Origin of the sequence: Nocardia yamanashiensis (assembly GCF_021183565.1) — a bacterium.
Classification (GTDB): Bacteria; Actinomycetota; Actinomycetes; order Mycobacteriales; family Mycobacteriaceae; genus Nocardia; species Nocardia yamanashiensis.
On the sequence record NZ_CP089226.1, the window covers coordinates 6,866,991 to 6,892,846 of the forward strand.

Consider the following 25,856-nt stretch of genomic DNA (forward strand, 5'->3'; position numbering starts at 1 on the left):
CGCCCGGCCGTTCACCTCGCTGTCGGCCGGATGTGATCGACCCGAGACCGGCTACCGCCCGGCATGCCGCCGCGAATTGGCCGCGATGGCGGCGATCCCGCAGCCGTAGACGCCCGCCGCCACCAGCACCAGCACCGGTGAGCGCCCGTCCTTCGGAATCCACAGCGCCGTCCCGGCCAGCGCCAGCACGTAGGTGATGTTGAAAACGGTGTCCTGCAGCGCGAACACCTGCCCGCGATGCGCGTCGTCGATATCGATCTGCATGGCCGCGTCCCCGGTCAGCTTGATGGTCTGCCCGCACAAGCCGAGCAGGAAGGCCGCCGCCAGCAAGCACAGTTCCGCCCGCCGCTCCCCCGCCCCCGTGGCGATGGTGATCGGCGTGACCAGCGCCAACTGCACCACGATCGCCGTCACCAGCCCGGTCACCACCGTCCGCGACCGCCCCAGCCGCGGAATCAGGAACGGCGCGACCACCGCCGCCACCAGCATCCCGCCCCCGGTCGCGGTGATCGCCGCACTGAACTTCGCCAGATGCGTCCCCACCCCGCCCCCGTCGCCGCGCCGCAGCACCAGCACCATCAACAGCGTGTCGGCCCCGAACACCATGCGGTGCGCGCCGATCCCGATCATCGCCGTGGTGACCTCACGCGACCGCCAGGCCGCCGTCGCCCCCGATTTCAACCCCGCCGCCAGCGCCCGGAGCGTGCTGGCTTCGACGGTCCCGGCATCGGCACTCGCGCCGGTCGCGGTACCGCTGTTCGCGCTCGTGCCCGCGTGGGATGGCGCGGCGGCCACTACGGTGGGCTCGCGTTCGGGGCCGAGTGCGCGCGGCCGGAATCCACTCGTCACGACCGCGCCGATCGCTGATCCGGCGGCACTCACCGCGACCGCGAGCGCGGAGCCGAGATCACCCGCGCCCGCCACGCCGATGATGCCGAACCCCACGCCCGCGCCCAGCACCGCGCACCCGGACGCGACGGTGGCCAGGATCGAGTTCATCGGCACCAGCCGGCGCTGGGCCAGCACCTTCGGCAGTGCCGCCGACACGCCCGCGCCCACGAACCGGCTCACCCCGACCACGGCCAGCGCGAACACCAGCAGCAGCCGATTGCCCATCCCGGCGAGCAGCCCCACCGCGGTGACCGCGATGAGCACGGCCCGCACGATATTCGCGACCAGCAGCACCGTCCGCCGATCCCAGCGGTCGAGCATGGCGCCCGCGTACGGGCCGATGATCGAATACGGCAGCAGCAGCGCCGCGAAGCCGCCCGCGATCGCGAGCGGATCGGTTTCGCGTTCCGGGTTGAACAGGATCGCCCCCGACAGCGCGGCCTGGAACATGCCGTCGCCGAACTGCCCGGCCAGCCGGATGACGCTCAGCCGCAGCGTGCCCGGGCTCTCCCGCACAACGGTGCGCACCGTCGCGAGGACGGCGCGGGGCGTGCGGCGGGGCGGCGAACCTGGTCCGGATTCCGGGGTGTGGTCGGTGGCGGGTGTGCTCACCGCGCGGGATGCGTGGTGACGAGGGCGAATACGGCCGCGCGCATATCCTCGGCCATGGGCAGATTGTCGAGACTGTCGGCATCGACCCATTGGAATTCGTCGTGTTCACCCGGATCGAGCACGATCTCCCCGTCCAGCGCCTCCACCACGAAGCTGTATTTCCGCACCCGGGATTTGGTCCGGGTGGCGTAGTCGAACCCGCCCAGCACATCGGTGATGCGGGTGATCCGCAGTCCGGTTTCCTCGAAGAGTTCGCGTTCCACGCATTCGGCGAAACTTTCCCCGGATTCCACACCGCCGCCGGGCAGTTCGTACATCCCCCCGTGCCAATCGTCGGCGACACGCCGTACGACCAGCAGTTTCCCATTGCGGAATACCGCCACCCCGACCACGAAGTGGACGATGCCTTCGTCTTCGGCCTGCTGCCGGAGTTCGCGTTCGATGCCCGCGAGTACTTCGGGTCGCATCCCCCTGCTCTCCCTCCGGTTTCACTTGCGGCACATCATGATACGGTCGCCGACCGAATACCGCTGGCGGGGCACTCGCGATAGCGGATGGTCGCCGGGTATTTGCCTGTTCGCCATGCCGATATCGAAGTGCCTGGTCGGCGGCGTGCAGGGCGGTGCTGCTCTCACGATAGAATTTACCGGGAATTCAGCTGAAGGCGCGGATTGTGCCCCTACCCTGGATTCTGATCGGTGCTCGCCGGTGAGAGGAGTACGGCGGTGTCCACCCTCACGACACCACACATCGATGTCCATCGCGCGGGCGATCGTATGAAAACGCGTGTGGCATGGCTGGATTCGAAGCATTCGTTCTCCTTCGGGGAACACTACGATCCCGACAACACCCATCACGGCCTGCTGCTGGTCAACAATGAGGACATAGTCCTGCCCGGCGAGGGTTTCGAAACCCATCCGCATCGGGATATGGAGATCGTCACCTGGGTGCTCAGCGGCAGCCTGGTGCATCAGGATTCGCTCGGCCACAGCGGCGTCATCTATCCGGGCCTGGCCCAGCGGATGAGCGCGGGCGCGGGCATCCTGCATTCGGAGAAGAACGATTCCTGGCGCATCAGCACGGCTCCCGAGCACGAGGAGCCGGTGCATTTCGTGCAGATGTGGGTGGTGCCGGACGAGCCGGGCCTGACGCCCGGCTATCAGCAGCTGGAGATCGACGACGAGCTGGCCGGCGGCGGGCTGGTGACGGTGGCCTCGGGGCTGCCGCGCTATCGCGACCGGACCGCCATCGCCATCAACAGCAGTCATTCGGCGCTGCACGTGGCGCGCATGGCGGGCCCGGCCGAACCCGTGGAGGTACGCCTACCCGAAGCGCCCTACCTGCATCTTTTCGTGGCGCGCGGGGAGATCGACATGGAGGGCGTGGGCACCCTGTACGAGGGTGACGCGGTGCGCATGGTGCGCAGCGGCGGGCAGCGGGTGACCGCGAACATCCCGTCCGAAATCCTGGTGTGGGAGATGCACGCTCGCCTCGGCGGGCAATAGCATCTGGGCATGGCACAGTACCCACCTCCCGGACAGTACGGCCAGAATCCACCACCGCCCCCGGGCGGTTATCCGCCACCGGGTGGCGGCGGCTATTGGCAGGGTGAGCCGAAGAGCAAGGGTCTCGCGATCGCCGCGCTGGTCCTGGGCATTCTCGGCATCCTGACCTTCTGGACCGTGATCTTCACGATCCTCGGCATCATCTTCGGCCTGCTGGCCATGATCTTCGGTCTGATCGCGCTGTCGAAGGTGCGCGCCGGGACCGGGGACGGCAAGGGGATGGCGCTGAGCGGTCTGATCCTCGGGGCCATCAGTCTGATCGGCGGCATCATCGCGGGCATTCTGGTGTGGTTCGTGTTCTCCGAGACGGGGACCACCGACTACATCAGCTGCATCAATGACGCCAAGGGCGATCAGGCGAAGATCGACCAGTGCGAGCGGGACTTCCAGCAGCGGGTCGAGGACCGGTTCAGCATTACCTTCACCCCCGAACCCACTTAAGAGGATTCGGGGGCCCAGCCCCCAATTCCCTCTTCCCAGTTGAGAACTGGGTCAGCTTGCCGCCGGGCGGCATTCGCGGGTTGCCGCGAGGACTTCGGCGAGTTCGGGCCGAAAGTCGCCGTCCGGCGGGCAGATCCACGTTCGATAGGCGGCGTGCTCGTCCGTGGGCGACGGTAGAACGATCTGGCTACCGGGCAGCGCCACGGCGGCGCAGTCCCGGAACAGGTCCGAGAACAGCGTCATGTCCAGATACGAATCGTCGCTGGGCCCGGTCAGGAACGTCCATCGCCCCGAGCGCGGATGGGCGATGACGGGCCCGCACCGGCGCTGCGCCAGCAACCGGTCGCGCACGCGCTTACCCAGTTCAGCGGGCATGGTGACGGCCCCGACGGACCCGACTTCCAACATGATTCGGCCCAATACCGAATCCACCACTCCGTACAGACCGTTTTCCTTGCGGTAGCTACGGCACCGCGCCAACGCCTCCTGGGTGGCGGTGTACGAGGACGGGTCCAGCGCGCTCATGGCGAACCTCCTGCTAATGACCCTAAGGCCCCGCAATCGGTATGACAATAGTCACACGCCGGGGGATTTCCGGAGTAGAGTCCCTCGGCATGGGCGAACCCAACTCTCGGGGACTCGCGCCTCCGCCTCCCCGCGGCGGGGCTGCGCCCCCGAACCCCCAGAAGCACAAGCCTGCGCCGGTCTCTCCGACCGTCGCGCGTTGGGAGCTGGTCCTGAGGCTTCGGGAGCTGCGTGAGCAACGCGGCTTCGATTCGGCCACCTTCGCCAAGCGGGTCGGTTTCACCCCGGCCAACTGGTCGCATGTGGAGAAGGGACGGCGCGTCCTCACCGCCACCACCATCGGCCCGGTGCTGGAGCTGCTGGAGGTGGAGGGCGAGGAGCGTGAGGAACTGCTCGAATTGCTCACCGCGAGTAAGGAACGCGGCTGGTGGACCAAGTCCTCGGCCTTGATCGGCGCGGAATTGCAGCGCTACTACGGCATGGAATTCGGCGCGGAGGCCATTCGCAGCTACGACAGTCTGGTGGTGCCGGGCCTGCTCCAGACCGAGGAATACGCCAGGGCCCTCATCAGCGCCGACGTGATGATCCGGCCCGTCCAGGTCGAGCAATTGGTGGCCGTCCGCATGCGCCGGCAGGAACGCCTGCGCGCGGACGGGGAACGGCTGGAACTCACCGCCGTGGTCGGCGAGGCCACCCTCCTGCAACAGATCGGCGGCCCCAAAGCGCTCCGCCGGCAACTCGAGCATCTGGCCGATTTGATGGACGAACTGGATTCGGTGACGGTGCGGGTGATTCCGTTCAGCGCCTCGCACGGCGCGATTCTGGGCGGCTCGAGTTTCCACCTGCTCGATTTCGCGTCGGAAAATCTCCCGACTTTCGGCTGGGTGGAGAGCGCTGTTTTCGGCGGCGCGGTGGACGATCCGGACCAGGTCCGCGACTTGAGTTTCGCATTCGTGCGCGCGCTCGACCAATCACTCGGCCGGACAGAGTCTTTGGCGATGATCAAACGTTATTCGCAAGGGTAGGAGACACATGTCCGACGGTAAAATACCGCCCATGCTTACCACCGCGAACTACCAGCCGGATTCCACCGGCTGGTTCACATCGACCCGCACCAATAATGGAAATCAGTGCGTCGAGGTCCGTTTCGACGGTGCCGTGGTGCTCATTCGCGACAGCAAGTTCCGGCGCGATCCGGAACGGCGTCACGAACCGGAGCCCGTTATCACCGTCACGGCACCCGAATGGATGTCCTTCCTCGGCGTAGTGCTCAGCTGCGGCACGGATCCGGTCGCCCTGACCGCCCGCACCCGCCCCGACGGGCATACCGTGCTGCGCCACGGTGAGACCACTCTCGTATACACCCCTGGAGAATGGGACGCTTTTCTGGCCGGCGCCCGCGACGGCGAGTTCGACCGCATTCCCGTGTTCGCCTGAAGGCGAGCGCCCGGCCCGCCGCGCCGGAAGTGGGCATACTGGGTTCCGTGACTTCGCAGCTGAACGCTCCCTCCGGTATCGACCTGTCTTTCCGTAATGACGGTGTGCGAGTGCAGGACGACCTGTTCGCGCACGTCAATGGCAAATGGCTGGACACCTATGAGATACCGGGCGACCGCGCGGTCGACGGCGCCTTCCGCACGCTGTACGACCAGGCGGAGCGGGACGTGCAGGCGATCATCCAGGCGGCCGCCGCCTCCGATGCCGCGCCCGGCAGCGAAGAGCGCAAGATCGGTGACCTGTACAACTCGTTCATGGACACCGCGGCGGTCGCGGCGGCGGGCCTGACGCCGCTGGCCGAGGAACTGGCCGCCGTCGCCGCGGTCGGCAACAGCTCCGATTTCGCCGCGCTCATCGGCCGCCTGCAGCGCACCGGCGTCGGCGGCGCGCTCGCCTTCTATGTCGACACCGACGACAAGAACTCGCAGCGCTACCTGGTGCACGCCACCCAGTCCGGCCTCGGCCTGCCCGACGAGTCGTACTACCACAAGGACGAGTACGCCGAGATCCGCGCGAAGTACCTGGCGCACATCGGCCGCATGTTCGAGCTGGCCGGCCTGGACTACGACCCGCAGCGCGTCTTCGACCTGGAAGCCAAGCTGGCCGGCGGGCATTGGGACGTGGTGCGCCGCCGCGACGCCGAATTGAGCTACAACCTCACCACTTTCGATGCCCTGGCCGCGGAGAACCCGGAATTCGACTGGGATGGGTGGACTTCCGCGCTGGCGGCCGGCCTGGACCGCTCCGGCCGCGAACTGTTCGCCGAACTGGTGGTCCGCCAGCCCGATTACGTCCGCACCTTCGCCCGGCTCTGGGCCTCGGAGTCCATCGAGGACTGGAAGGCCTGGGCGGCCTGGCGCATCGTGAAGGCCCGCGCCCCCTACCTCACCGACGATCTGGTCGAGGCCAACTTCGACTTCTACGGCCGCACCCTCACCGGCGCGCCCGAGAACCGGGAACGCTGGAAGCGCGGCGTCTCGGTGGTCCAGGATCTGCTCGGCGAGGCCGTCGGCAAACTCTATGTGGCCCAGCACTTCCCGCCGGAAGCCAAGGCCCGCATGGTCGAACTGGTGGAGAACCTGCAGGAGGCCTACCGCCGCAATATCGCCGACCTGGAGTGGATGAGCCCCGACACCCGTCAGGCCGCGCTCGCCAAGCTGGAGAAGTTCACCCCCAAGATCGGCTACCCCGACGAGTGGCGCGACTACTCCAACATCACCATCGATCCCACCGATCTGGTCGGCAACTACCGCAACGGCTATGCCGCCGAACACGACCGCGACCTGAACAAGCTCGGCGGCCCGGTGGACCGCAACGAATGGTTCATGACCCCGCAGACGGTCAATGCCTACTACAACCCCGGCCTCAACGAAATCGTCTTCCCCGCCGCCATTCTCCAGCCCCCGTTCTTCGACATGAACGCCGACGACGCCGCCAACTACGGCGGTATCGGCGCGGTCATCGGCCACGAGATCGGCCACGGCTTCGACGATCAGGGCTCCAAGTACGACGGCGACGGCAACATGATCGACTGGTGGACCGAGTCCGACCGCACCGAATTCGGCAAGCGCACCAAGGCTTTGATCGACCAGTACAACCAGTTCTCCCCCAAGGACCTGGCCGACGAGCACACCGTCAACGGCGAGTTCACCATCGGCGAGAACATCGGCGATCTCGGCGGCCTCTCCATCGCGCTGGAGGCCTACAAGATCTCCCTCGACGGCAAGGAAGCCCCCGAACTCGACGGCCTCACCGGCCTGCAACGAGTCTTCTTCGGTTGGGCGCAGGTCTGGCGCACCAAGGCCCGGCAGGAGGAAGCCATCCGCCGCTTGGCCGTGGACCCGCACTCCCCGCCCGAATTTCGTTGCAACGGCGTGGTCCGCAACCTCGACGGCTTCCACGAAGCCTTCGCCGTGGAACCCGGCGACGCCCTCTACCTGGATCCGGCCGAGCGGGTGAAGATCTGGTAGCCGGGGCCGTCTATCTGATCACCGGCATTCAGGCGGCCGGGAAATCGACTGTCGCGCAGGCGCTCGCGGAGCGCCTGCCGAAGTCGGCGCACGTGCGGGGCGATGCCTTCCGCCGGTTCGTGGTGAACGGGCGGGAGGACATGCGTCCGGATCCGCCGGAGGCGGCGTTGGAGCAGTTGCGATTGCGCTACCGGCTGGCCGCCGCGACCGCGGATGCCTATGCCGCCGAGGGGTTCACGGCAGTGGTGCAGGACGTGGTGCTCGGGGATTTCCTGCCCTGGTTCACGGAGCGGATCCGGACCCGCCCGCGCTACGTGGTCGTACTGGCCCCGCGGCCGGACGCCGTCGCGGCCCGGGAGGCGGGGCGCTCGAAGAACGCCTACGGGGCCTTCACCGTCGAGGATCTGGACACCGGACTGCGCGAGACCACGCCCCGGATCGGATTGTGGCTGGACTCTTCGGATCTCACGGTCGAGGAGACGGTGGACGCGATTCTCACGCAGGCGCGGCCGCTGCCCTGAGGGCGAGCTCAGGGCAGGCGCTGCTGGGTTTCGGCGTCGAAGAAGAAGATCTCGTCGGTCTTCGGCGTGAGGTAGAGGCGTTCGCCGAGGGTGATGCGGAGGCGGCGGTCCACCCGGGCCACCACCCGGCCGGATTGGCTGGACCACTGATCGGTGATGCCGTGGGAGTAGAGGAAGGATTCGGCACCGAGTTCTTCGAGGAGCTCTACCTCCACCGCCAGAGCGTTGGTGGGATCGGTGGTGAGTTCCCAGGATTCGGGGCGAATGCCGATCACGATCCGCGCGCCGGAAGCGTTGTTCGGGACGGGAATTCGGAGGTCGTTGAGGACGGCTGCGCCGTCTTCGACGGGGGCGGTGAGCAGGTTCATGCCGGGCGAGCCGATGAAACCGGCCACGAAGGTGTTGACCGGGTTGTCGTAGAGCTCGCGGGGCGAGGCGATCTGCTGGAGCTGCCCGTCTTTCAGGACGGCCACTCGGTGGCCCATGGTCATCGCCTCGACCTGGTCGTGCGTGACGTAAACCGTGGTGGTGCCCAGACGCTTCTGCAGGGCGGCGATCTGGGAGCGGGTGCTGACGCGGAGTTTGGCGTCCAGGTTCGACAACGGCTCGTCCATGCAGAAGACCTGCGGCCGGCGGACGATGGCGCGGCCCATGGCGACGCGCTGGCGCTGGCCGCCGGAGAGCTTGGCCGGTTTGCGGTCGAGCAGGTCCTCCAGCTCCAGCATGGCGGCGGCTTCCTTGACCCGAACCAGCGTGTCCGACTTGGACATTCCGGCATTGCGGAGCGCGAAGCCCATGTTCTCCGCGACCGTCATATTGGGGTACAGGGCGTAGCTCTGGAAGACCATGGCCACATCGCGGTTGCGGGGAGCCAGACCGGTGACATCGAGTCCGCCGATCCGGATGCTCCCGGTGCTGACCGCCTCGAGACCCGCCAGCATGCGCAGACTGGTGGACTTGCCACACCCCGAAGGCCCGACCAGCACCAGGAATTCGCCGTCGGCGATATCGAGGTTCAGGTCGGACACGGCCGGGGCGGGCGCACCCGGATAGGTGAGGGATACGCCCTCGAACTGCACAGTCGCCATGCGGCGGGTCTCCTCTGACATTTTCGCCTCGGCGGGGGCCTACGTGGTGACGCAGGCTGCCGCCTGTGGCCCCTGACGCCGACGCGGGGGGCTCGGTTACCGGGTATTACTTGGGCAGCTTCGGCGCGATCTGCTTGTCGTAGATCGACTGCAGCTGGGTGGTGATATCGCCGAAAGCGGCTGTCACATCGCGGTTCTGGTTGCCGATCTGCTCCATGCCCGCGCCGATGATCTGGTCCGCGCCCGGCAGGAAGACGCGGGCGTAGTCCTGCGACTTGGTGACCGACAGCTGTTCGATGGCGGTCTTGTTGTTCGGGTTCTTGGCCAGGAACTCGATCTCGGTGGGATCCTGCAGCGCCGACTTGCGCACCGGCATGTACCCGGTGGCCTGCGAGAAGTACGCGGTATTGGCGGCATTGGTGACGAACTCGATGAACTTGAGCGCGTTCTCCTTGCGGGCGTCGGAGATCCCGGACGGAATCGCCAGGCCCGCACCGCCGGTGGTGGCGCCCGCCCCGTTCGGGTGCGGCAGGAAGGCGGTGCCGAATTCCAGCTTGCCCTCGGCGCTCTTCTTGATGCCCTTGAGATCACCGGTGGAGGCGATGGCCGAGGCCACCACGCCGGTGCCGAAGTCGACCGCCACCTGCGGACTGATGGTGGCGTACTTCTTGTCGTTGATCATGGCCTTCAGGAAGTTTCCGGCCTCGATCGACTTGGGCTCGTTGAACTTCAGCTTCCACTGGTCGGAGTAGCCGCCGCCGAAGGTCCACATCGGGCCCTGGAAGGTCCAGCCCAGGTAGTTCTTGGCGTCGCCCCAGCCGTGCGCGAACTTGCCGCCGCCCACCACCGACTGCAGCTTGGGGCCCCACTCGTCGAATTCCTGCCAGGAGTTCGGGCCGCGGTCGGGCAGCCCGGCCTTGGACCACGCGTCCTTGTTGTAGTAGAAGACCTGCGTCGAGCGCGCGTACGGCAGTGCGTAGTGCTTGCCGTTGAACAGGTAGTCCGCGGCGAGGGAATCCACGTAGTCGTCGAGTTTCACACCGGCGGAACCGAAGTGGGAGTCCAGCGGCTCGATCTTGCCGGTGAGCGCGTAGTTGAACCACCACACGTCCGACAGCACCACGATGTCGGGCAGTTCACCGCCGGAGAGCGCCGCGTTGAACTTCTGCGACACCTCCTCGTAGTTCTTGCCCGCGTCGACCAGTTCCACCTTGATATCGGGGTACTTGGCCTGGAAGCGGTTGATCAGCTCCAGTTCCTGATCCTTGGAGGTGCCCGGGTGGTTGGACCAGAAGGTGAGCTTGTTGCCGTCGCCGCCCTGCTTGCTGCCGCCGCCACCGGTGCCCGCGCAGGCGGTCAGCGCCAGCCCGGCCGCGGTGGCGCCGGCCAGCCCCAGGAACCCGCGGCGGGACAGGTTCGGGAATCGTGAATCGGACACGTGAATCTCCTTCTGGGACTTAGCCCTTGACCGCACCGGAGGTGAGGCCCTTGATCATGTGACGCTGCAAGGCCAGGAAGACGATGAGGATCGGCAGCATGGTGAGCAGGGTGCCGGCCATCACCGGCCCCCAGTTGGTGATGCTCGGGTTCTCGGTGTTCTGCAGCAGGGTGAGACCGACGGGCAGCGTGGCCACTTCGGAACTGTCGGCCATCAGGAACGGCCACAGGTATTCGTTCCACTCGTTGACCAGCGTGACGACCGCGAAGGCCACCATGGTCGGCCCGGACATGGGCAGCACCACCCGGGTGAGCAGCCGCCACCAGCCCGCGCCGTCCATGCGCGCCGCCTCGATGACCTCGTTCGGCAGCGACAGGAAATGATTGCGCATCAGGAAGGTCCCGAAGGCCACCCCGCACAGCGGAACGATGATGCCCACCAGCGTGTTTCGCCAGCCCAGCTGCGAGACCAGCGCGTAGTTGGAGATGACGGTGATCTGGTTGGGCACCATGAGCGCCGCGATGATCACCAGGAACAGGATGTTCTTGCCCGGGAACCGCAGGAACACCAGCCCGTACGCGCTGAGCACGCCGAGCACGAACTTCACGCCCGCCACCACGCCGGTGACGATGAGCGAGTTCCGCAGGAAGGTCCAGAACGGCAGCGTGGTGGTGGCTTCCCGGTAGTTCTCCGGATGCCAGCGGTTCGGCCAGTACACCGCGCCCTGCCCGGCCTGCACGTAGATGTCGTCGTGGTCCTTGAAGGAGTTGACGAGAATCCAGAACAGCGGCACGCCGACGATGATCAGCACGCACACCATGGCGAGATAGCCGAAAACGTCCGCCCAGAAAGCGCTGTCGCCGCGCTTGAACTTCATGACCGCTCGGCCCGATCCATGATGCGCACCTGGAGCAGCGTCACGATCAGCAGCACCACGAACATGATGGTGGCGACCGTCGCGCCGTAGCCGGCCCGGAAGTTGACGAAGGATTCGCGATAGACCTGGACCACCATGGTGGTGGTGCCGGTGCCCAGCGGCCCGCCGCGGGTCATCGTGTAGATGATGTCGAAGACCTGAAGCGAGTTGAGCAGCACGGTGATCGACAGGAAGAAGGTGGTGGGCCGCAGCTGCGGCATGAGCACCCGGGTGAAGGTGGTCCACCGGCTCGCGCCGTCGATCTCGGCGGCTTCCATCAGATCCTGGCGGGTGCCCTGCAGGGCGGCCAGGTAGATGACGAAGGTGTAGCCGAGGTTCTTCCACAGGTAGGTGACGGTCACCATGAACATCGCCCAGTGCGGATCCTTGTAGAACTGCGGCACGTTCTCCACGCCGAGCTTGTGCAGCAGGTCCTGCACCAGGCCGACGGTGGGGTCGAAGACGAACTGGAAGGCCACGCCGATGGCCGCGCCGGAGATCACGAACGGCGCGAAGATGGCCGAGCGGACCACATTGCGCCCGAACAGCTTCCGGTCCAGCAGCAGGGCGAGCGCCAGGCCCAGCACCATGCTGCCGACGACGGCGAAGAGCGTGAAGACCAAGGTATTGCGGACGATTTGCCATGAATCGTCACGCCCCCACCACTCGACGTAGTTGTCGAAACCGACGAAGGTGGACTCGGTGTCGGAGATGTTCCAGTCGAAGAACGACAACCGGATATTGTCGAGCAGCGGCCGATACACGAAGACCGACAACAGGATCAGATTCGGCAGCACCAGAACGGTGAACAGCGCGTAATCCTGCCAGGGCCGCTTGCGCCAGCCCCTCCCAGGTGGCTGCGGCAGTACTCGTTCGGGGCTCGATCGCACCCGCGCAGCCTGACGGTTGCGAGCGAATAGCCGGTGACGTATGGATGCCAACCCGTTGAACTGTGGGCGCGCGGGCGCCACCTCGTGTTCACCGGGATCACCCGCAGGCGGCGCGGACATGCGCCGAATAGTACGGATGCCCAGTCTCTTTCGAGCCAGAATTCACGTGAACGGGTGGCCAACACGGGACATCGGCCCGCCGCGCCCGAGAACGCAAGCCGCCCTGCCCGGAACGCGAGGACCCCCGCCCGGAAGGGCGGGGGTCCTCGAATATCCGTCTTTGGAGGGGCTACCCCTTAATTCCAGTCGCCCCAGCCGTCGCTGGTGCTCAAGGTGCCGCCCTTGGTGTTCTTCACGATCACCGGGTCACCCTTCTTCACGTTCTCCTGGAACCACTTGGCGTCCGCGGTGGAAACGTTCAGGCAGCCGTGCGAGGTGTTCGAAACACCCTGCTGCGCAACGCTCCACGGCGCGGCGTGCACGAAGATGCCGCTGTTGGACATGCGGGTGGCGTACTCGACCTCGAGCTTGTAGCCCTCGGGAGCGGTCACCGGCACGCCGTAGGTGGAGGAATCCATGATCATCTTGCGATTGCGCTCGCTGACGATGTAGGTGCCGTTCGGGGTCTCGTGCCCGGTCTTGCCCATGGAGGTGGGCATGGTCTTGACGACCTCGCCGTTGCGGGTCACCACGATCTCGTGGGTGGTGTCGTCGGCGGTGGCGATGAACTCGTCGCCGACCTCGTAGGCCACGTGCGTGCCGCCGGCCTCGACGGTGATCTTGGAACCGGCCGGCCAGAAGTTCTCGGGCCGCCAGCGGACCTGCTTGTCGCCCATCCAGTAGAAGTGGCCGTCCACCTTGTTGGTGGAGGTGATCCGGATGGCCTTCTCGGCCGTCTCGTGATCGCTCACCGGCTCCTTGAAGTTGATGATGACCGGCTGGGCCACGCCGACCACTTCCCCGTCACCGGGGCTGATGTTCGGAGCCGTGAAGTTGGCCGGCGGAATCGGCGACTTGGCGTTCGGATCGGTGGGCAGCGAGCCCGGCGCGGGCTGCGGCATCACGGCGGAGGGCACGCCCGGCACTTCGGGCCCGCCCGGCCATAGCGGTCCGGCTGATGCTGGTGCTGCCAACACGGCTCCGGTCGCCGCGAGGGCGGCAAGGGTGATCAGTCCCGTCTTCCGGTTCCGGCGGGTTAAGCGCACAGCAGTGGTCCTCTCGATCCTCGTTCACACGCAGAGTGCGAGCACGGTTCACTCGCGTAGGTCCCAACCCCGCATCCATTAGTACCCGGCAATGGATGGCACGCCAATCGCGTTCTGCCAGTTATGCATACCGACCCCTTGGTGTGTTACGCGTCACAACACCTGCGGTAGGCTATGCACTGACTGCGAATATGCCGATGGCGTCGGCGATTCCTCTGTACCCCCACATACTCCGAAGCGACCGGAGTGTTTACTTCCTCAAACCCGGTTGTGATCGAAATCACGGACGTCGCATCAGGCTTCGCGTACTTCGAAGCTGATGGCCGCACGCGGACCGGTCGCAATATTGTGCGGCACCGTCATCGGTATCCGCCCCCGCGCGAAACGCGGAGACAATTCCAGCCGCACTGTCTCGAGCACCGTGGCGAGCACGATGCGTAGTTCGTAATCGGCCAGCGCCGCCCCGACGCAGCGCCGGTGCCCGCCGCCGAAGGGGACGAATTCGAATGGGCCGTACCGGCGTTCGAGAAACCGCTCCGGCGCGAAGTCCTGCGGTCTGGACCACACCTCGGGGTCGGAGTGCAGCAGCGGCACCGCGATGCCCATGGTGTCCCCCGCCACCAGTTCCGTCCCGCGTAGCTCGAAATCACCGGTGAGCCTGCGCAATACGAGCGGCACCGGCGGGTGCAGGCGCAGCGTCTCCTGGCAGACCGCGTCCAGATAGGGCAGTTTCACCAGTTCGAGCGGGTCGAGCCCCGATCCCGCCGCGGTCAGCTCGTCCCGCAGTCGCGCCAGTGCTTCCGGTTCCCGGTGCAGCCGGTAGAGCGCCCACACCAGCGTGGTCGCCGTGGTCTCGTGCCCGGCCACCAGCAGGGTGCGCAATTGGTCGCGAAGGTCGGAATCGCTTACGGCACTGCCGTCTTCGTAGCGCGACTCCAGCAGCAGGCTCAAAATATCCTGTCCGGCAACAGGATTCGCTCGACGCCGCGCCACTTCCGCGTCGATGAGCCGATCGAACCGCTCCCGTGCGGCGGTGAATCGCTCCCAGCCGGATATTCCGTGCATATTGCGCCGCAGCACCGGAATCAGGAAAAGCGATGTGCCATAAGAATTCAGGAATTCGGTTGTGGCAATGGTGAATTCGGACCGCCGCGCCGGATCGTCTATTCCGAATACCGCCGCCAGGATCACCCGCATGGTTATCGCCCGCGCCGCGGCCCGCGCATCCACCCGCCGCCCCGATAACCACGCGCGGCCCTGACGATCGTCGTGTAATTCCGCCAGCGTAGCTTCGCGAATTGTCCTGCCGTACGCGCTGATCCGATTCCGGTGAAAGGCCGGCGCCAGCAGCGCCCGATCGCTCCGATGCTGCCCGCCCGCCCGGAGAATGAGCGAAGCCGGCCCCACCATCGGCTCGATCGGATTGGGTAGCGGCGGCGTCAGCAGCTCGACCGGCGCCCGCAGCAACTCCCGCGCTCCGGCCGGCGTCCCGGTGAACACCGCCGAGCCCAGCCCGGGGAAACGCACCAGGAACGGATCCCCGTCGCGCCGGCGCCGCCACCGGAAGTACGCGGCCAGGTCGGCGCCCGCCGCGAACGCGTCCAGCACCGGCAGCCGTGGTTCCCGGAGCCGGACCGGTGTGCTCGGATCGGCGGATTCGCTTGCCGTGGTCACCCTCTCCTATACGAATCGAGCCGGGCGCTGGTTCGAGGACGTGTGATATGCATGGCGCAAAGTCAAAGCTACCTGTTTCTCAAATCTTAGGACTGTTGTGTTGCGCCAGCGGATCTCCGCCCGGATCGCCCTCCCCGCGATCTCCGCCGTCGCCCTGCTGCTCGCGGGCTGCGGCACCACCATTTCCGGAAACCCGCAGGCCGCCCCCGGTGGCCCGCAGCCCACCTCGACCGGCAAGCCGTCCGCGGCGCCGACCGGCGGCGGCAAGCCCTCGGCCAAGCCGAGCGCCAAGCCCTCCAATCCCAACGGCGGCGGGAAGACCGACTTCAAGGCCAATATCGGTGACTGCGTGAAGCTCGGCGGCACCACCGACAACGCCATCATCAGCAAGGAGACCTGCGGCGGCAAGGAAGCCAATTACAAGGTGGTGGCCAAGGCCAAGACCAACGCGCAGTGCCCGGCCGATATCGATCAGGCGTACTACGAGACCACCAATGGCGTCGAGACCGGCGCCATCTGCCTGGACATCGACTGGGTCATCGGCGACTGCCTGGATCTGGGCGGCGAGGACCCGCACCGGGTCTCCTGCACCGGCGCGAATGCGACGGAAGGCGTGAAAGTGCTGTCGATCCTGAAGAACACCAGCTCGATCGACGACTGCACCAGCGGCGACAAGGGCTACGCCTACGAGACGCGCCAGGTCGTGGTGTGCCTGGCGGCGCTCTGAGCGAGCGGCCCGGAAACGCGGAAGAGGCTGCGATCCAACCGGATCGCAGCCTCTTCCGTCCTCGTCGCTAGATGGGGTAGTACCCCGAGCCGACGCCACCGCGCCCATTGATATCCGCCATGATGCTGCTCATATTGGTCCCGACCTCGGGACCGAAGCAGGCGACGGCGAGATAGGCGTTCACCATGCCGACCAGCGTGGAGCCGACGACGACCGGTGCGCCCGAATCGCCCTCCACCACACACATCTGGCTCCAGGTCTCGATGTTCGTGCCGAACACGTCGCCCCAGGAGATGCCGCAGGTATTGCCGGTGGTCCGGCCTTCCTTACAGACGATCATCGGGAATCCCGGCGGACCGCCGACCCCGGTGATGGTCACATTGCCGATGCGGTTGACCGGGATGGTCCGGCTCGCATCGAATTCGATGACCGCGTAGTCCAAGTCGTGATTGGAGTACACGAACCGGCCGATCTGGCCGGATCCACGGGAGGCCTCGGCATAGACCTTGGCGCCCGGATCGCCACAGTGCCCGGCGGTGAGACCGACCAGGCGGCCCGCGCCGTCGTGACCGATGGTGGTCACGGTGCACTCGAACATGTCGTCGATGATGATGCCGGAGCCGCCGCCGATGACCGCCGGAGCGTCCGCGCTCGCGATCCCCGCGCTCCCGACCAGCGCGATACTCGAAGCGACGGCGAAAGCGCCGGCCACACCGGCGAGTTTCCTGATCATGATCCTCCAGATGTCGGAAGCTGATCTACCTATCAACTTGCTGGGTACTCATCCTGTCAGTATTCGGTCCCGGCTTCAGCTTGTACTGCCACATGTTGCCCAAGTGTGTTGTTACGCAGGCGAAGGGCGCTCGTTCCGGGTGTCGCGGGGATGTTGCGGTCGATACCGACTTGGATAGGAGATATGGGAACAATGCACATTCGCTATCGATTTCCGATAAATTCATTCCTACAAATTGTTACCGGGTGGGTCTTCACAATCCCGGCGATCTTGAAAAACTAGAACAAGTTCTAGATATCTGCCTGCTTCTTTGGCTCGTAAACCAACCGTGATGTGGCTGTTCACAACGTTTCAGGGAAAGTGATCCGGCTCTATGACCGGAACCACAGAGCGTGATGTGTTTTTCCTAACTCCGTAGTAAGGTGCGTCAAGCAAACAGTCGCCGGAGGCGGGTAACCGGCGTCGAGAGGGGTAGTCAGTGCAGTTGACCAAGAGCCTCGATGGGCAGGGGAGCCCACCGGAGTCACGGATGAATGCGGCCGTCGACTGGGCCAAGGCCTACTGGCAGGACCATCCCAAGCGGTCGCTGGAGACCGGCGGCCGGATGATGTCCATGGGCGTGTCCGCGGTCGCCGAGCTTTTCATCGCGATTTTCCGGAAACGATTCCCCTTCGCCGAGTTCATCCGGCAGTGCGCATTCATGGCGAATGTCGCGGCGGCGCCCACGCTGCTGGTCGCCATTCCCATCGGCGTCATCGTCTCGATTCAGGTCGGCTCGGTCGCCGGACAGGTCGGCGCGACCTCGTTCATCGGCGCGGCCAACGGCCTGGGCATCATTCAACAGGGCGCGCCCCTGGTCACCTCGCTCATGATCGCGGGCGCGGTCGGCTCGGCCATCTGCGCCGATCTCGGCTCCCGCACCATTCGCGAGGAGATCGACGCCATGAAGGTGATGGGCGTCGACCCCATGCGCCGGCTGGTGGCTCCGCGCCTGGGCGCGGCCATGCTGGTGTCGGTACTGCTCTGCGGTTTCGTGGTCTTCGTCGGCTTCCTGACCGGCTACATCTTCAATATCTTCGCCCAGGGCGGAACGCCGGGCTCCTACATCGGCACCTTCGCGTCCTTCGCGGTCACGGTGGATCTCTTTGTGGCGCTGCTGAAGTCGCTCATCTTCGGCCTGCTCGCCGCCATCATCGCCTGTGATGCCGGGCTGAACGCCAAGGGCGGTCCGGGCGGTGTGGCCAATGCGGTGAACACCGCGGTCGTGATGTCCGCCGTGATGCTCTTCGGGGTCAACCTGATCATCACGCAGCTGTACAACTCCTTCTTCCCCCCACAGATGGTCTGAAGCCGTGTCAGCAACGTATGTTCCGCCGCTGCTGCGGCCGTTCCAGAAAATCCGGGGCGTCGCCAACTCCCCCCGTGACTGGCTGGCCCGCATCGGCCATCAGGTCTTCTTCTTCCTGCGCTCGGTCGGCTCCATGCCGATGGCGTTCAAGCACTACCCCAAAGAGGTCTGGCGGCTGCTGCGCGACGTCACCTGGGGCAACGGCAATCTCGTGGTCGGCGGCGGCACCATCGGCGTGGTGCTGATCCTGTCGGCGTTCGGCGGCATGACCGTCGCCATCCAGGGCTACACCTCGCTCAACCTGCTCGGTCTGAGCCCGCTCACCGGCGCCATCTCGGCCTTCGCCACCACCCGCGAACTCGGGCCCATGCTCGCCACCCTGGCCTTCGCGGCCCAGGCCGGCTGCCGCTTCACCGCGCAGCTGGGCGCCATGCGCATCTCCGAGGAGATCGACGCGCTGGAATCGGTTGCCATCCGGCCGCTTCCGTATCTGGTGAGCACCCGCATGATCGCGGCGATGATCGCGATCCTGCCGCTGTACTGCCTGGCGCTGCCGCTGGCCTACATCTCCTGCTCGCTGACCGTGGCGTTGATCGGCGGCACCGCGACAGGCACCTTCCAGCATTACTTCTATCAGTTCCTGATCCCGCACGATGTGCTGTACTCACTGCTGAAGGCGGTCATCTTCGTCGCGATCACCACGTTCATCCAGTGCTACTACGGGTTTTTCGCCTCGGGCGGCCCGGAGGGCGTGGGTGTCGCGGCCGGCCGCGCGATCAAGCTCTGCATCATCGCGGTCGTCTTCGCGGACCTGTTCATGACCTTGGCGATCTGGGGCGTCAACCCCGGCATCCGGATCTCGGGATAGGGGGCGCACACCATGATCATCGATCCGAGCGGGCGTGGCCCGACCATGCGTCAGCTGCTCATCGCGGGTATCGCGGGGCTGACGGTTTTCGCCATCATCCTGGGCTTCCTGATGGCCCGGTACAAGGGCTACTTCATCGAAAAGGTCAATGTCACAGCCAATCTGACGACCACCGGTGACGGCCTGCCCGAGAACGCGGACGTGAAGTTCCGCGGCGTGCTGGTGGGCGCGGTCAAGGATGTGTCGGTGGCCGCCAAGGGCGAGCTGCAGAAAGTGCACATCGAGATGAAGCCGGAGTACAACACCGGCATCCCGGCCAACGTGACGGCGCGCGTGGTGCCGTCCAACCTGTTCGCCGTCACCTCGGTGGAGCTGGTCTACAACGGACCCGACAGCGCGCACCTCGCCGAGGGCTCGCAGATCTCCGAGGACAAGTCCAAAGGCACCATCGCACTGCAGGACACGCTCACCACGGTGCGCAATATCCTCGGCAAGATCGACCCGATCCAGTTCGGCCGGGTGCTGGGCACGCTGTCCTACGCGCTCGACGGCTCCGGCCGCATGCCCGGTTCCAGCGTGGAGCGGGTGGACCGGTGGCTGCAGTCGGTGGACGACGCCATCCCGAATCTCGGTGTCATGCTGAACGACTTCTCCAGCTCCTTCCACGCGCTGAACCAGTCGGCGCCGGAACTCATGGGCGTGCTGGCGGAATCGGTGAAGACCGCGCAGACCATCTCCGATCGGCGGGCCGAGCTGGTGTCGCTGCTCGCGGGCAGCTCCGCCACGGTCGACAAGATCAACGCGCTGTTCGCCCGGAACCCCAACGTGGGCAAGGAAGTCACCACCGGCACCAGTGCGCTGTTCGGCGCGCTGTCCGACGACCCGAGCGCCATCCCGCAGGCCATCTCGAACCTGAACGACTCCGTGCGCAAGCTGAACACCACCTTCCACTGGGGTTCGCAGCAGCAGATGATCTGGAACTTGGGCATCAACCTCACTCCCTTCAAGCCCTATGCGGCCGGCGATTGCCCGCGCTACGGCGAACTGGCGGCCCCGAGTTGTGCCACCGCGCCGGCGGAATCCAGCGAGGGCACCCTGCCCGAGGCGATGAAGCCCAAGGCGCTGGCCTCGGCGGCCGGACTGCCGACCACCGGGCTGCCGAGCATTCCGGGCCTGCCCAGCATTCCGGGTCTCACCACCGGTGAGGCCACCGCTCCGGGCGCGCAGAATCCGCAGGCGGGCAATCCGTTCGCGGGCACCCCGCTGGCGAATCTGTTCCCGAACCTGGGGGCGCCGCAGCCGGCCGCACCGGCCGGCCCGGATGCCGGACAGCAGACCGTGCCGCAGGCGGGCGCCATTTCCTACGCGGGCGACGACGCCATCACCGCCCTGCTGGGCCGGCGTCCGACCGCGGGTGAGTACCTGCTGCTGAGCTCGATCCTGAGGGGTGGAACGTTGCAAGTTTCCCAGGGGGCGGCCAAGTGAGCATTCGCAAGCCGCTGATCGGGTTCACGATCTTCGCCATCGTGTCCGTCCTGGTGACCGCGGTCATCTGGAACACCTTGGCGCGCACCGTGGACGGCAAGACCAACACCTACTCGGCCACCTTCACCGATGTGCTCGGCCTGCGTGAGGGCGATGACGTCCGCATGGCGGGCGTGCGCGTCGGCAAGGTCGAGAAGATCGAGCTGGACAAGAAGAACCAGGCCCTGGTCACCTTCGTCGTGCAGAACGATCAGACGCTGTACGGGGACACCAAGGCGCTGGTCCGCTACCAGAACCTGATCGGGCAGCGCTATGTCGCGCTGGCCCCGGACAAGAAGGGCGGCAGCCATCTGCCGCTGAAGAACAATGGTTCGATCCCGATCGAGCGCACCGAGCCGTCCTTCGACATCTCCGGTCTGCTCAACGGTTTCCAGCCGCTGTTCCAGGTGCTGCAGCCGGAGCAGGTGAACAGCCTGTCCAACACCTTCGTGCAGGCGCTGCAGGGCGACGGCGTCTCGCTGAGCGCCTTCATCACCCAGTCGGCGCAGCTGGCCAGTGACTTCCAGCGCCGCGATGCCATCCTCTCGGATGTCATCACCAACCTGTCGGGCGTGATGGCCGGTCTGGCCAAGCGCGGCGACGAGCTGGAAACCCTGGTGACCCAGACCCGTTCGCTGATCGGCGGGCTCTACGCCCAGGGTCAGTCGCTGCAGGCATCGACGGTGCAGATCGCCGACGCCACCACCGCGCTGACCAACATGATGGGCCTGATCCAGCCGAAACTGGCGCTGGCGCAGAGCTCCACCACCGACGCCCTGACCCTGCTGATCGCCAATGGCGCCAAGCTGGACCAGGCCGCGGTGGATCTGCCCGCGATTCTCGCGAACGTCGGCAAGTTCACCCAGAACGGCGCGTACGCCAACGCGTACGTCTGCTCGCTCGACGTCTCCCTGTACGGTGTCCTCTTCCCGCGCGGTCTGTTCAACCAGATCGGCGGCAACTCTCACTCGGCGGTGTGCCGTCCATGATCGCGAAACTGAAGTCCCGCATCGCTTCCAACCGTCACCTGTGGCTCGGCGCGCTCGGCCTGCTGGTGATCGTCGGCCTGCTGGTCGCCTCCAGTCTGTACAAGCAGATCGGCATCGGCGAGAAGACCATCAAGGCCGAATTCGTGCAGACCGCCGGCATCAAGACCGGTGACAAGGTGTCGGTGGCCGGCGTCAAGGTCGGCACCGTCTCCGGCGCCGAGCTCGAGGGCGATCACGTGCTGATCTCGCTCTCGGTCGACAACGACCTGAAGCTCGGCCCGGACGCCAAGGCGTCGATCAAGATGGCCACGCTGCTCGGCGCGCGCTATGTCGATCTGACCCCGGGCGACGGTTCCGGGCTGAAGGGGAACCGAATCCCCAAGAACAACACCGTCGTTCCGTACAACCTGGCCGATGTGGTGCAGCAGGGCACGCCCAAGTTCGAGGCCCTCGACACCAAGAAGCTGGCGGAATCGCTGAACCTGATCAACCAGCAGTTCGGCGACACCCCGCAGCTCACCTCGCAGGCGCTCGATTCCATCGGCGCGCTGGCCAAGACCATGAACGACCGCAAGGATTCGGTCGATCAGCTGCTCAAGGATCTGGACAAGGTCACCAAGATTCTCGGTGACAACCGGAACTCGGTGCTGCTGGTCATCACCCAGGGCGAGGCCATCGCCAGCCGGGTGATGGAACGCCAGGGCCTGCTGAAGAACCTGCTGGACAATATCGCCACGCTGAGCAAGCAATTGCAGCAGATCGGCGCGGAGAACAATGACCAGTTCGGTCCGACGCTGACCCAGCTCCAGACCATGGCCGAGGGCCTGCAGAAGAACAAGGACAACCTGGATCGGCTGCTGTCGATCATGCCGGTGTCCGTGCGGACGTTCAACAACGCCTTCGGTAACGGCCCCTACGGCGAGGTCGCCCTGCCGTGGCTGTTCCCGGACAACTGGTTGTGCTTCGCGCAGGTGAACGAGGGGTGCCAGTAATGCAGTTGAAAGCATCGATTCTGAAGCGCGCCAACCTCGCTCGCTTGTCCAAGGCGGCCGTGATCGGCGCGGCCACCCTGGCGGTCGGCTCGTGCTCGCTGGTGCCGCTGGGCGTCAAGGACGCGGCCGGGCAGACCCAGCACATCACCGCCGACTTCGAGAACATCGCGGGCATGTTCGAGGGCAACCCGATCACCGTGCTCGGGCTCGAAGTGGGCCGGGTCGACAAGATCGTGCCCAAGGGCACCTACGTCGAGGTCCACATGACCGTGGACAAGGGCGTGAAGCTGCCCCGGAACGTCGAGGCCGCACTGGTTTCGCCGTCCATCGTGACCGACCGGCACATCGAGCTGACCCCGCCCTACACCGGCGGCGACACGCTGCCGGACAAGTCGCACCTGACCACCAAGCAGACCCATACGCCGGTCGAGCTGGACACGATGATCAAGACCATCGACGCCTTCTCCGCCGCGCTGTCGCCGCAGGAAGGACAGGAGGGCATCGGCCCGCTGTCCGGCCGGGTGCTGTATCCGATGATGAACGGCAACGGCGCCAAGATGCGCGACACGTTGAACGCGTTGTCCGGAGCGCTGAAGGTCGGCACCGACAACAAGGACGCGGTCTCGACCATCATCATCAAGCTGAACGAGCTCACCACCATGCTGGCCGACAACGACCAGTCGGTGCGCGACTTCAGCAACAAGATGACCCAGATGTCCGGGCTGCTGGCCGATCAGGCCCCGGGTCTGCAGGCCACGCTGGATCAGCTGAATGCGTTCCTGGCCAACACCTCCGGCGCGTTCTCGCAGTACAGCGATCAGCTCAACGGCACCCTCACCGGCCTGACCGCGGTCACCCAGCAGTTGCGTGACAATGCCGCGGGCGTGGTCGAGATCGTCGACGTGGCGCCGCTGCTCATGCAGAACCTCGATCGGTCGGTGAACCGGCAGGGCAACTTCATCCGCCTGCACGGCCTGATCGGCACCTCGCTCTCCGGCGAGATCGTCAGCCTGTTCTGTGAGCGCATCCAGATGAAGGCGGACGGCTGCCGCACCGGAAAGATGGAAGACATGGGCCCCGACTTCGGGCTCACCGCAGCGATGTTGGGGCTGACGCGATGAGCAACCGATCCCTTCGTGACCTCTGGGCGGGGACCCGGGCGCGGCGCGCCGCCATCGCCGTGGCCGCCATCGCGGCGGTCACCGTGACGGCCTCGGGCTGTGGCGTGACGGTGGAGAGCCTGCCGCTGCCCAAACCCGGCGCGGGCAACGACACCTATACCGTGCACGCGGTCTTCGACAATGCGCTGAATCTGCCGGACCAGGCCAAGGTCAAGATCGGCGGTTCGGACGTCGGCGTGGTCACCAAGATCACGACCAAGGATTTCAAGGCCAATGTGGACCTCGACATCCGCACCGATATCGAACTGCCCGTGGGCAGTACGGCGGAACTGCGGCAGGCCACCCCGCTCGGCGACGTGTTCGTGGCGGTGTCCAAGCCCAAGACCGAACCCGGCGCGCAGATGCTGAAAAACGGTGACACGCTCACCAATACGTCGGCCGGCGCCACCGTGGAAGAGCTGCTGCTGTCGGTCTCGCTGCTGTTCAACGGCGGCGGCGTCGCGGCGCTGTCCAAGCTGACCTCGGAAATGGACTCCATCGTGGGCGGCAAGGGCGAGACGCTGGCCCACCTGCTCACCGAGATGACCGGCGTCATCGGCAGTCTCAATGCCAACAGCCAGCGCATCGACTCCACGCTGGCCGGATTCTCCGCGCTGTCCAACACCATTCAGGCCAATCACGATCAGCTCGGCCAGGTGGCCGACAGCCTGCCCGGCATGATCGGCGCCATCGCCGAGAACAACCAGGCCATCGGCGAATTGCTGACCAAGGTCTCCACCACCAGTGCGGCCCTGGGCGATTACGCCAACACCACTTCCGATCAGCTGGCCAGCCTGCTCGACAATGTGCACAAGCTGATGAACGCCCTGGCCCAGACCGAGAACACCCTGGGTCCCGCGCTCGACGCCCTGCACGAGATCCGGCCCAAGGCGGACGCCTCCTTCAAGGGCAATACGCTGGCCGTCGCGGCCACGGCGACCCTGCTCGACATCGGCCTGCTCACCGATCCGGCCAACAGCAAGTTCTACGATCTGCGCGACCTGAACGACTTCGGGGGCAGCCTCATCCAGGTGCTGCAGATCATCTACGGCCGGGTGAACGGGAGCCACCGATGAACTGGGTCAAGAACCACAAGAATCTGGTCTCGAACCTCGCGCTGGGACTCATCCTGGTGGTGGGCGCGACCTACCTGGCCATCAGCGTCATGCGGGTGAACCCGCTGCGCGAAACCTACCGGGTCACGGTCAATCTCGACCGCTCCGGCGGTCTGCAGGCCGGCAACGACGTGACCCTGCGCGGCTACCGCGTCGGCAAGGTCACCGATATCGAGCTGGTGAACAGCGGCGCGGCCATCGCCGCCACCGTCGAGATCGACAAGAAGTACCGCATCCCCACCGACACCGTGATCTCGGTGGGCGCGCTGTCCGGCGCGGGCGAGCAGTACATCGACTTCCGGCCCAATACCGAGAACTCGCCCTACCTGGCCAATGGCTCGGTGGTGCAGTTCGACAAGGACAAGGTGCGCACGCCCACCCCGGTGTGGTCGGTGCTGGACAACTCCAGCGCGCTCATCGCGCAGATCGATCCGGACAAGTTCTCGACCATCCTGACCGAGCTCGACACCGCTCTGTCCGGCGGGCAGGACCAGCTGCGGTCCCTGATCAACGGCATCAGCCTGGCCACCACCGGTCTGGACAACCTGCTGCCGCAGACCACCAACCTGATCAAGAACCTGCAGACCATCACCGGCACCACCGCCCTGGCACAGCCGGATCTCGGTACCCTGACCCGGAATTCGGGTGTGCTGTTCCAGCAGTTCAACGATGCCAATGCCGAACTCCAGAAGATCCTGGAGCAGGCCCCGGGCCAGATGCAGACCCTCGGCGCGGTGCTCGACAAGACCGCCGACCCGATGACCAGCCTGGTCACCAACTTCGCGGCCATCACCAAGGCCGCGCAGCTGCGGGTCCCGGCGCTGCGGGCGCTGTTCCCGTCGCTGGTGGTCGGCTCCTCCGCGATGGGCGTGCCCGCGCACGACAACGAGTTCTACACCATCGTCGACATCTGGCCGCGTCCGTTCTGCGACTACGCTGTCAAGAAGGTCCGCAACGAGGCCGTCACCGAAGCCACCATGCCGAAGTGGACGACCTACTGCACCAATCCGCCTGCCGACCAGCAGATTCGCGGCTCCGCCAATGCGCCGCGGCCGGACGTTCCGGATAACGGCCAGTACGCTCCGGCCGGGGCCGACCCGAACGAGCGGACCCTGCCGCCCATCAAATGACAGGTCCGGCATACTCGCTGACCGAACCGATACGGTG

The 25,856-nt window shown here is 65.9% G+C and carries 25 protein-coding genes; 15 read left to right on the forward strand and 10 right to left on the reverse strand.

All coding sequences use genetic code 11. The annotated features are described in order from the left end of the window. Window positions 1-51 precede the first annotated feature (51 nt). Window positions 52-1,593, reverse strand: coding sequence for an MFS transporter (locus tag LTV02_RS31640; protein WP_408639285.1), 1,542 nt, complete (start codon window positions 1,591-1,593; stop codon window positions 52-54). After that, the gene (locus LTV02_RS31645; protein WP_067720539.1) at window positions 1,500-1,970 is read right to left on the reverse strand and encodes an NUDIX hydrolase; all 471 of its coding nucleotides are present in this window, start codon (window positions 1,968-1,970) and stop codon (window positions 1,500-1,502) included. Before LTV02_RS31645 ends, LTV02_RS31640 begins: the two co-directional genes overlap by 94 nt. Before the next feature lie 258 nt (window positions 1,971-2,228). Between LTV02_RS31645 and LTV02_RS31650 the strand changes: the two genes are divergently transcribed. Next, window positions 2,229-3,008, forward strand: coding sequence for a pirin family protein (locus LTV02_RS31650; RefSeq protein WP_233035372.1), 780 nt, complete (start codon window positions 2,229-2,231; stop codon window positions 3,006-3,008). Window positions 3,009-3,017: 9 nt separating this feature from the next. Beyond that, the gene (locus LTV02_RS31655; RefSeq protein WP_233035373.1) at window positions 3,018-3,509 is read left to right on the forward strand and encodes a DUF4190 domain-containing protein; all 492 of its coding nucleotides are present in this window, start codon (window positions 3,018-3,020) and stop codon (window positions 3,507-3,509) included. Between the two features lie 51 nt (window positions 3,510-3,560). On the opposite strand, the gene LTV02_RS31660 is transcribed toward LTV02_RS31655, so the two are convergent. Further along, on the reverse strand, window positions 3,561-4,034 hold the full coding sequence (locus tag LTV02_RS31660) for a hypothetical protein (protein ID WP_067720570.1): 474 nt from the start codon (window positions 4,032-4,034) through the stop codon (window positions 3,561-3,563). A gap of 89 nt (window positions 4,035-4,123) precedes the next feature. On the opposite strand from LTV02_RS31660, the gene LTV02_RS31665 reads away from it, so the two are divergent. Genes LTV02_RS31665 through LTV02_RS31680 form a run of 4 tightly spaced genes read left to right on the forward strand, consistent with a single transcriptional unit; the run spans window position 4,124 to window position 8,022 of the window. Beyond that, window positions 4,124-5,059 carry a Scr1 family TA system antitoxin-like transcriptional regulator gene (locus LTV02_RS31665; RefSeq protein WP_233035374.1) on the forward strand — a complete coding sequence of 312 codons (936 nt, stop codon included), beginning with the start codon at window positions 4,124-4,126 and terminating at the stop codon, window positions 5,057-5,059. A gap of 31 nt (window positions 5,060-5,090) precedes the next feature. Further along, the gene (locus LTV02_RS31670) at window positions 5,091-5,471 is read left to right on the forward strand and encodes a DUF397 domain-containing protein (protein ID WP_233035375.1); all 381 of its coding nucleotides are present in this window, start codon (window positions 5,091-5,093) and stop codon (window positions 5,469-5,471) included. Between the two features lie 47 nt (window positions 5,472-5,518). Beyond that, the gene (locus LTV02_RS31675) at window positions 5,519-7,501 is read left to right on the forward strand and encodes a M13 family metallopeptidase (protein WP_233035376.1); all 1,983 of its coding nucleotides are present in this window, start codon (window positions 5,519-5,521) and stop codon (window positions 7,499-7,501) included. A 26-nt stretch (window positions 7,502-7,527) separates the two neighbouring features. Then, window positions 7,528-8,022, forward strand: coding sequence for a phosphotransferase (locus LTV02_RS31680; protein WP_332909604.1), 495 nt, complete (start codon window positions 7,528-7,530; stop codon window positions 8,020-8,022). A gap of 8 nt (window positions 8,023-8,030) precedes the next feature. On the opposite strand, the gene LTV02_RS31685 is transcribed toward LTV02_RS31680, so the two are convergent. The 6 genes from LTV02_RS31685 to LTV02_RS31710 form a co-directional block, all read right to left on the reverse strand. Next, on the reverse strand, window positions 8,031-9,110 hold the full coding sequence (locus LTV02_RS31685) for an ABC transporter ATP-binding protein (protein ID WP_233035378.1): 1,080 nt from the start codon (window positions 9,108-9,110) through the stop codon (window positions 8,031-8,033). 106 nt (window positions 9,111-9,216) lie between these two features. Further along, window positions 9,217-10,548, reverse strand: a complete 1,332-nt coding sequence (locus LTV02_RS31690) for an ABC transporter substrate-binding protein (protein WP_233035379.1) — start codon at window positions 10,546-10,548, stop codon at window positions 9,217-9,219. A gap of 19 nt (window positions 10,549-10,567) precedes the next feature. Beyond that, the gene (locus LTV02_RS31695) at window positions 10,568-11,425 is read right to left on the reverse strand and encodes a carbohydrate ABC transporter permease (RefSeq protein WP_233035380.1); all 858 of its coding nucleotides are present in this window, start codon (window positions 11,423-11,425) and stop codon (window positions 10,568-10,570) included. Next, on the reverse strand, window positions 11,422-12,396 hold the full coding sequence (locus LTV02_RS31700) for a carbohydrate ABC transporter permease (protein WP_408639435.1): 975 nt from the start codon (window positions 12,394-12,396) through the stop codon (window positions 11,422-11,424). Before LTV02_RS31700 ends, LTV02_RS31695 begins: the two co-directional genes overlap by 4 nt. A gap of 254 nt (window positions 12,397-12,650) precedes the next feature. After that, complete coding sequence (locus tag LTV02_RS31705; protein ID WP_084535597.1) at window positions 12,651-13,577, reverse strand: L,D-transpeptidase; 927 nt, start codon at window positions 13,575-13,577, stop codon at window positions 12,651-12,653. A 276-nt stretch (window positions 13,578-13,853) separates the two neighbouring features. After that, complete coding sequence (locus tag LTV02_RS31710) at window positions 13,854-15,233, reverse strand: cytochrome P450 (RefSeq protein ID WP_233035381.1); 1,380 nt, start codon at window positions 15,231-15,233, stop codon at window positions 13,854-13,856. 97 nt (window positions 15,234-15,330) lie between these two features. Between LTV02_RS31710 and lppU the strand changes: the two genes are divergently transcribed. Next, entirely contained in the window at window positions 15,331-15,960 is a 630-nt protein-coding gene (gene lppU, locus LTV02_RS31715; protein WP_233035382.1) for an LppU family putative lipoprotein, read from the forward strand. A 67-nt stretch (window positions 15,961-16,027) separates the two neighbouring features. Here lppU and LTV02_RS31720 read toward each other — a convergent pair whose 3' ends face one another. Further along, the gene (locus LTV02_RS31720) at window positions 16,028-16,693 is read right to left on the reverse strand and encodes a chymotrypsin family serine protease (RefSeq protein WP_067720528.1); all 666 of its coding nucleotides are present in this window, start codon (window positions 16,691-16,693) and stop codon (window positions 16,028-16,030) included. 529 nt (window positions 16,694-17,222) lie between these two features. Between LTV02_RS31720 and LTV02_RS31725 the strand changes: the two genes are divergently transcribed. The 8 genes from LTV02_RS31725 to LTV02_RS31760 are packed head-to-tail and all read left to right on the forward strand — an operon-like array spanning window position 17,223 to window position 25,819. After that, entirely contained in the window at window positions 17,223-18,041 is an 819-nt protein-coding gene (locus tag LTV02_RS31725) for an MlaE family ABC transporter permease (protein ID WP_067720527.1), read from the forward strand. Between the two features lie 4 nt (window positions 18,042-18,045). After that, window positions 18,046-18,909: an ABC transporter permease gene (locus tag LTV02_RS31730; RefSeq protein WP_233035383.1), complete on the forward strand. Its 864-nt coding sequence runs from the start codon at window positions 18,046-18,048 to the stop codon at window positions 18,907-18,909. A gap of 12 nt (window positions 18,910-18,921) precedes the next feature. After that, window positions 18,922-20,394, forward strand: a complete 1,473-nt coding sequence (locus LTV02_RS31735) for an MlaD family protein (RefSeq protein ID WP_233035384.1) — start codon at window positions 18,922-18,924, stop codon at window positions 20,392-20,394. After that, window positions 20,391-21,422: an MCE family protein gene (locus tag LTV02_RS31740; protein WP_067720524.1), complete on the forward strand. Its 1,032-nt coding sequence runs from the start codon at window positions 20,391-20,393 to the stop codon at window positions 21,420-21,422. Before LTV02_RS31735 ends, LTV02_RS31740 begins: the two co-directional genes overlap by 4 nt. Beyond that, window positions 21,419-22,414: an MCE family protein gene (locus LTV02_RS31745; RefSeq protein ID WP_067720523.1), complete on the forward strand. Its 996-nt coding sequence runs from the start codon at window positions 21,419-21,421 to the stop codon at window positions 22,412-22,414. Before LTV02_RS31740 ends, LTV02_RS31745 begins: the two co-directional genes overlap by 4 nt. Beyond that, complete coding sequence (locus LTV02_RS31750) at window positions 22,414-23,535, forward strand: MCE family protein (protein WP_233035385.1); 1,122 nt, start codon at window positions 22,414-22,416, stop codon at window positions 23,533-23,535. The genes LTV02_RS31745 and LTV02_RS31750 overlap by 1 nt, the downstream gene beginning before the upstream one ends. Further along, the gene (locus tag LTV02_RS31755) at window positions 23,532-24,650 is read left to right on the forward strand and encodes an MCE family protein (protein WP_233035386.1); all 1,119 of its coding nucleotides are present in this window, start codon (window positions 23,532-23,534) and stop codon (window positions 24,648-24,650) included. The genes LTV02_RS31750 and LTV02_RS31755 overlap by 4 nt, the downstream gene beginning before the upstream one ends. Beyond that, window positions 24,647-25,819 carry an MlaD family protein gene (locus tag LTV02_RS31760; RefSeq protein WP_233035387.1) on the forward strand — a complete coding sequence of 391 codons (1,173 nt, stop codon included), beginning with the start codon at window positions 24,647-24,649 and terminating at the stop codon, window positions 25,817-25,819. Before LTV02_RS31755 ends, LTV02_RS31760 begins: the two co-directional genes overlap by 4 nt. Window positions 25,820-25,856 lie beyond the last annotated feature (37 nt).

Bases quoted from the DNA above. Each gene is read 5' to 3' on its own strand.
- LTV02_RS31640 (WP_408639285.1), bottom strand. From the start codon at position 1,593: ATGGGTCGATGCCGACAGTCTCGACAATCTGCCCATGGCCGAGGATAT.
- LTV02_RS31645 (WP_067720539.1), bottom strand. From the start codon at position 1,970: ATGCGACCCGAAGTACTCGCGGGCATCGAACGCGAACTCCGGCAGCAG.
- LTV02_RS31655 (WP_233035373.1), top strand. From the start codon at position 3,018: ATGGCACAGTACCCACCTCCCGGACAGTACGGCCAGAATCCACCACCG.
- LTV02_RS31660 (WP_067720570.1), bottom strand. From the start codon at position 4,034: ATGAGCGCGCTGGACCCGTCCTCGTACACCGCCACCCAGGAGGCGTTG.
- LTV02_RS31665 (WP_233035374.1), top strand. From the start codon at position 4,124: ATGGGCGAACCCAACTCTCGGGGACTCGCGCCTCCGCCTCCCCGCGGC.
- LTV02_RS31670 (WP_233035375.1), top strand. From the start codon at position 5,091: ATGCTTACCACCGCGAACTACCAGCCGGATTCCACCGGCTGGTTCACA.
- LTV02_RS31685 (WP_233035378.1), bottom strand. From the start codon at position 9,110: ATGGCGACTGTGCAGTTCGAGGGCGTATCCCTCACCTATCCGGGTGCG.
- LTV02_RS31695 (WP_233035380.1), bottom strand. From the start codon at position 11,425: ATGAAGTTCAAGCGCGGCGACAGCGCTTTCTGGGCGGACGTTTTCGGC.
- LTV02_RS31720 (WP_067720528.1), bottom strand. From the start codon at position 16,693: ATGATCAGGAAACTCGCCGGTGTGGCCGGCGCTTTCGCCGTCGCTTCG.
- LTV02_RS31725 (WP_067720527.1), top strand. From the start codon at position 17,223: ATGAATGCGGCCGTCGACTGGGCCAAGGCCTACTGGCAGGACCATCCC.
- LTV02_RS31735 (WP_233035384.1), top strand. From the start codon at position 18,922: ATGATCATCGATCCGAGCGGGCGTGGCCCGACCATGCGTCAGCTGCTC.
- LTV02_RS31745 (WP_067720523.1), top strand. From the start codon at position 21,419: ATGATCGCGAAACTGAAGTCCCGCATCGCTTCCAACCGTCACCTGTGG.
- LTV02_RS31750 (WP_233035385.1), top strand. From the start codon at position 22,414: ATGCAGTTGAAAGCATCGATTCTGAAGCGCGCCAACCTCGCTCGCTTG.
- LTV02_RS31755 (WP_233035386.1), top strand. From the start codon at position 23,532: ATGAGCAACCGATCCCTTCGTGACCTCTGGGCGGGGACCCGGGCGCGG.
- LTV02_RS31760 (WP_233035387.1), top strand. From the start codon at position 24,647: ATGAACTGGGTCAAGAACCACAAGAATCTGGTCTCGAACCTCGCGCTG.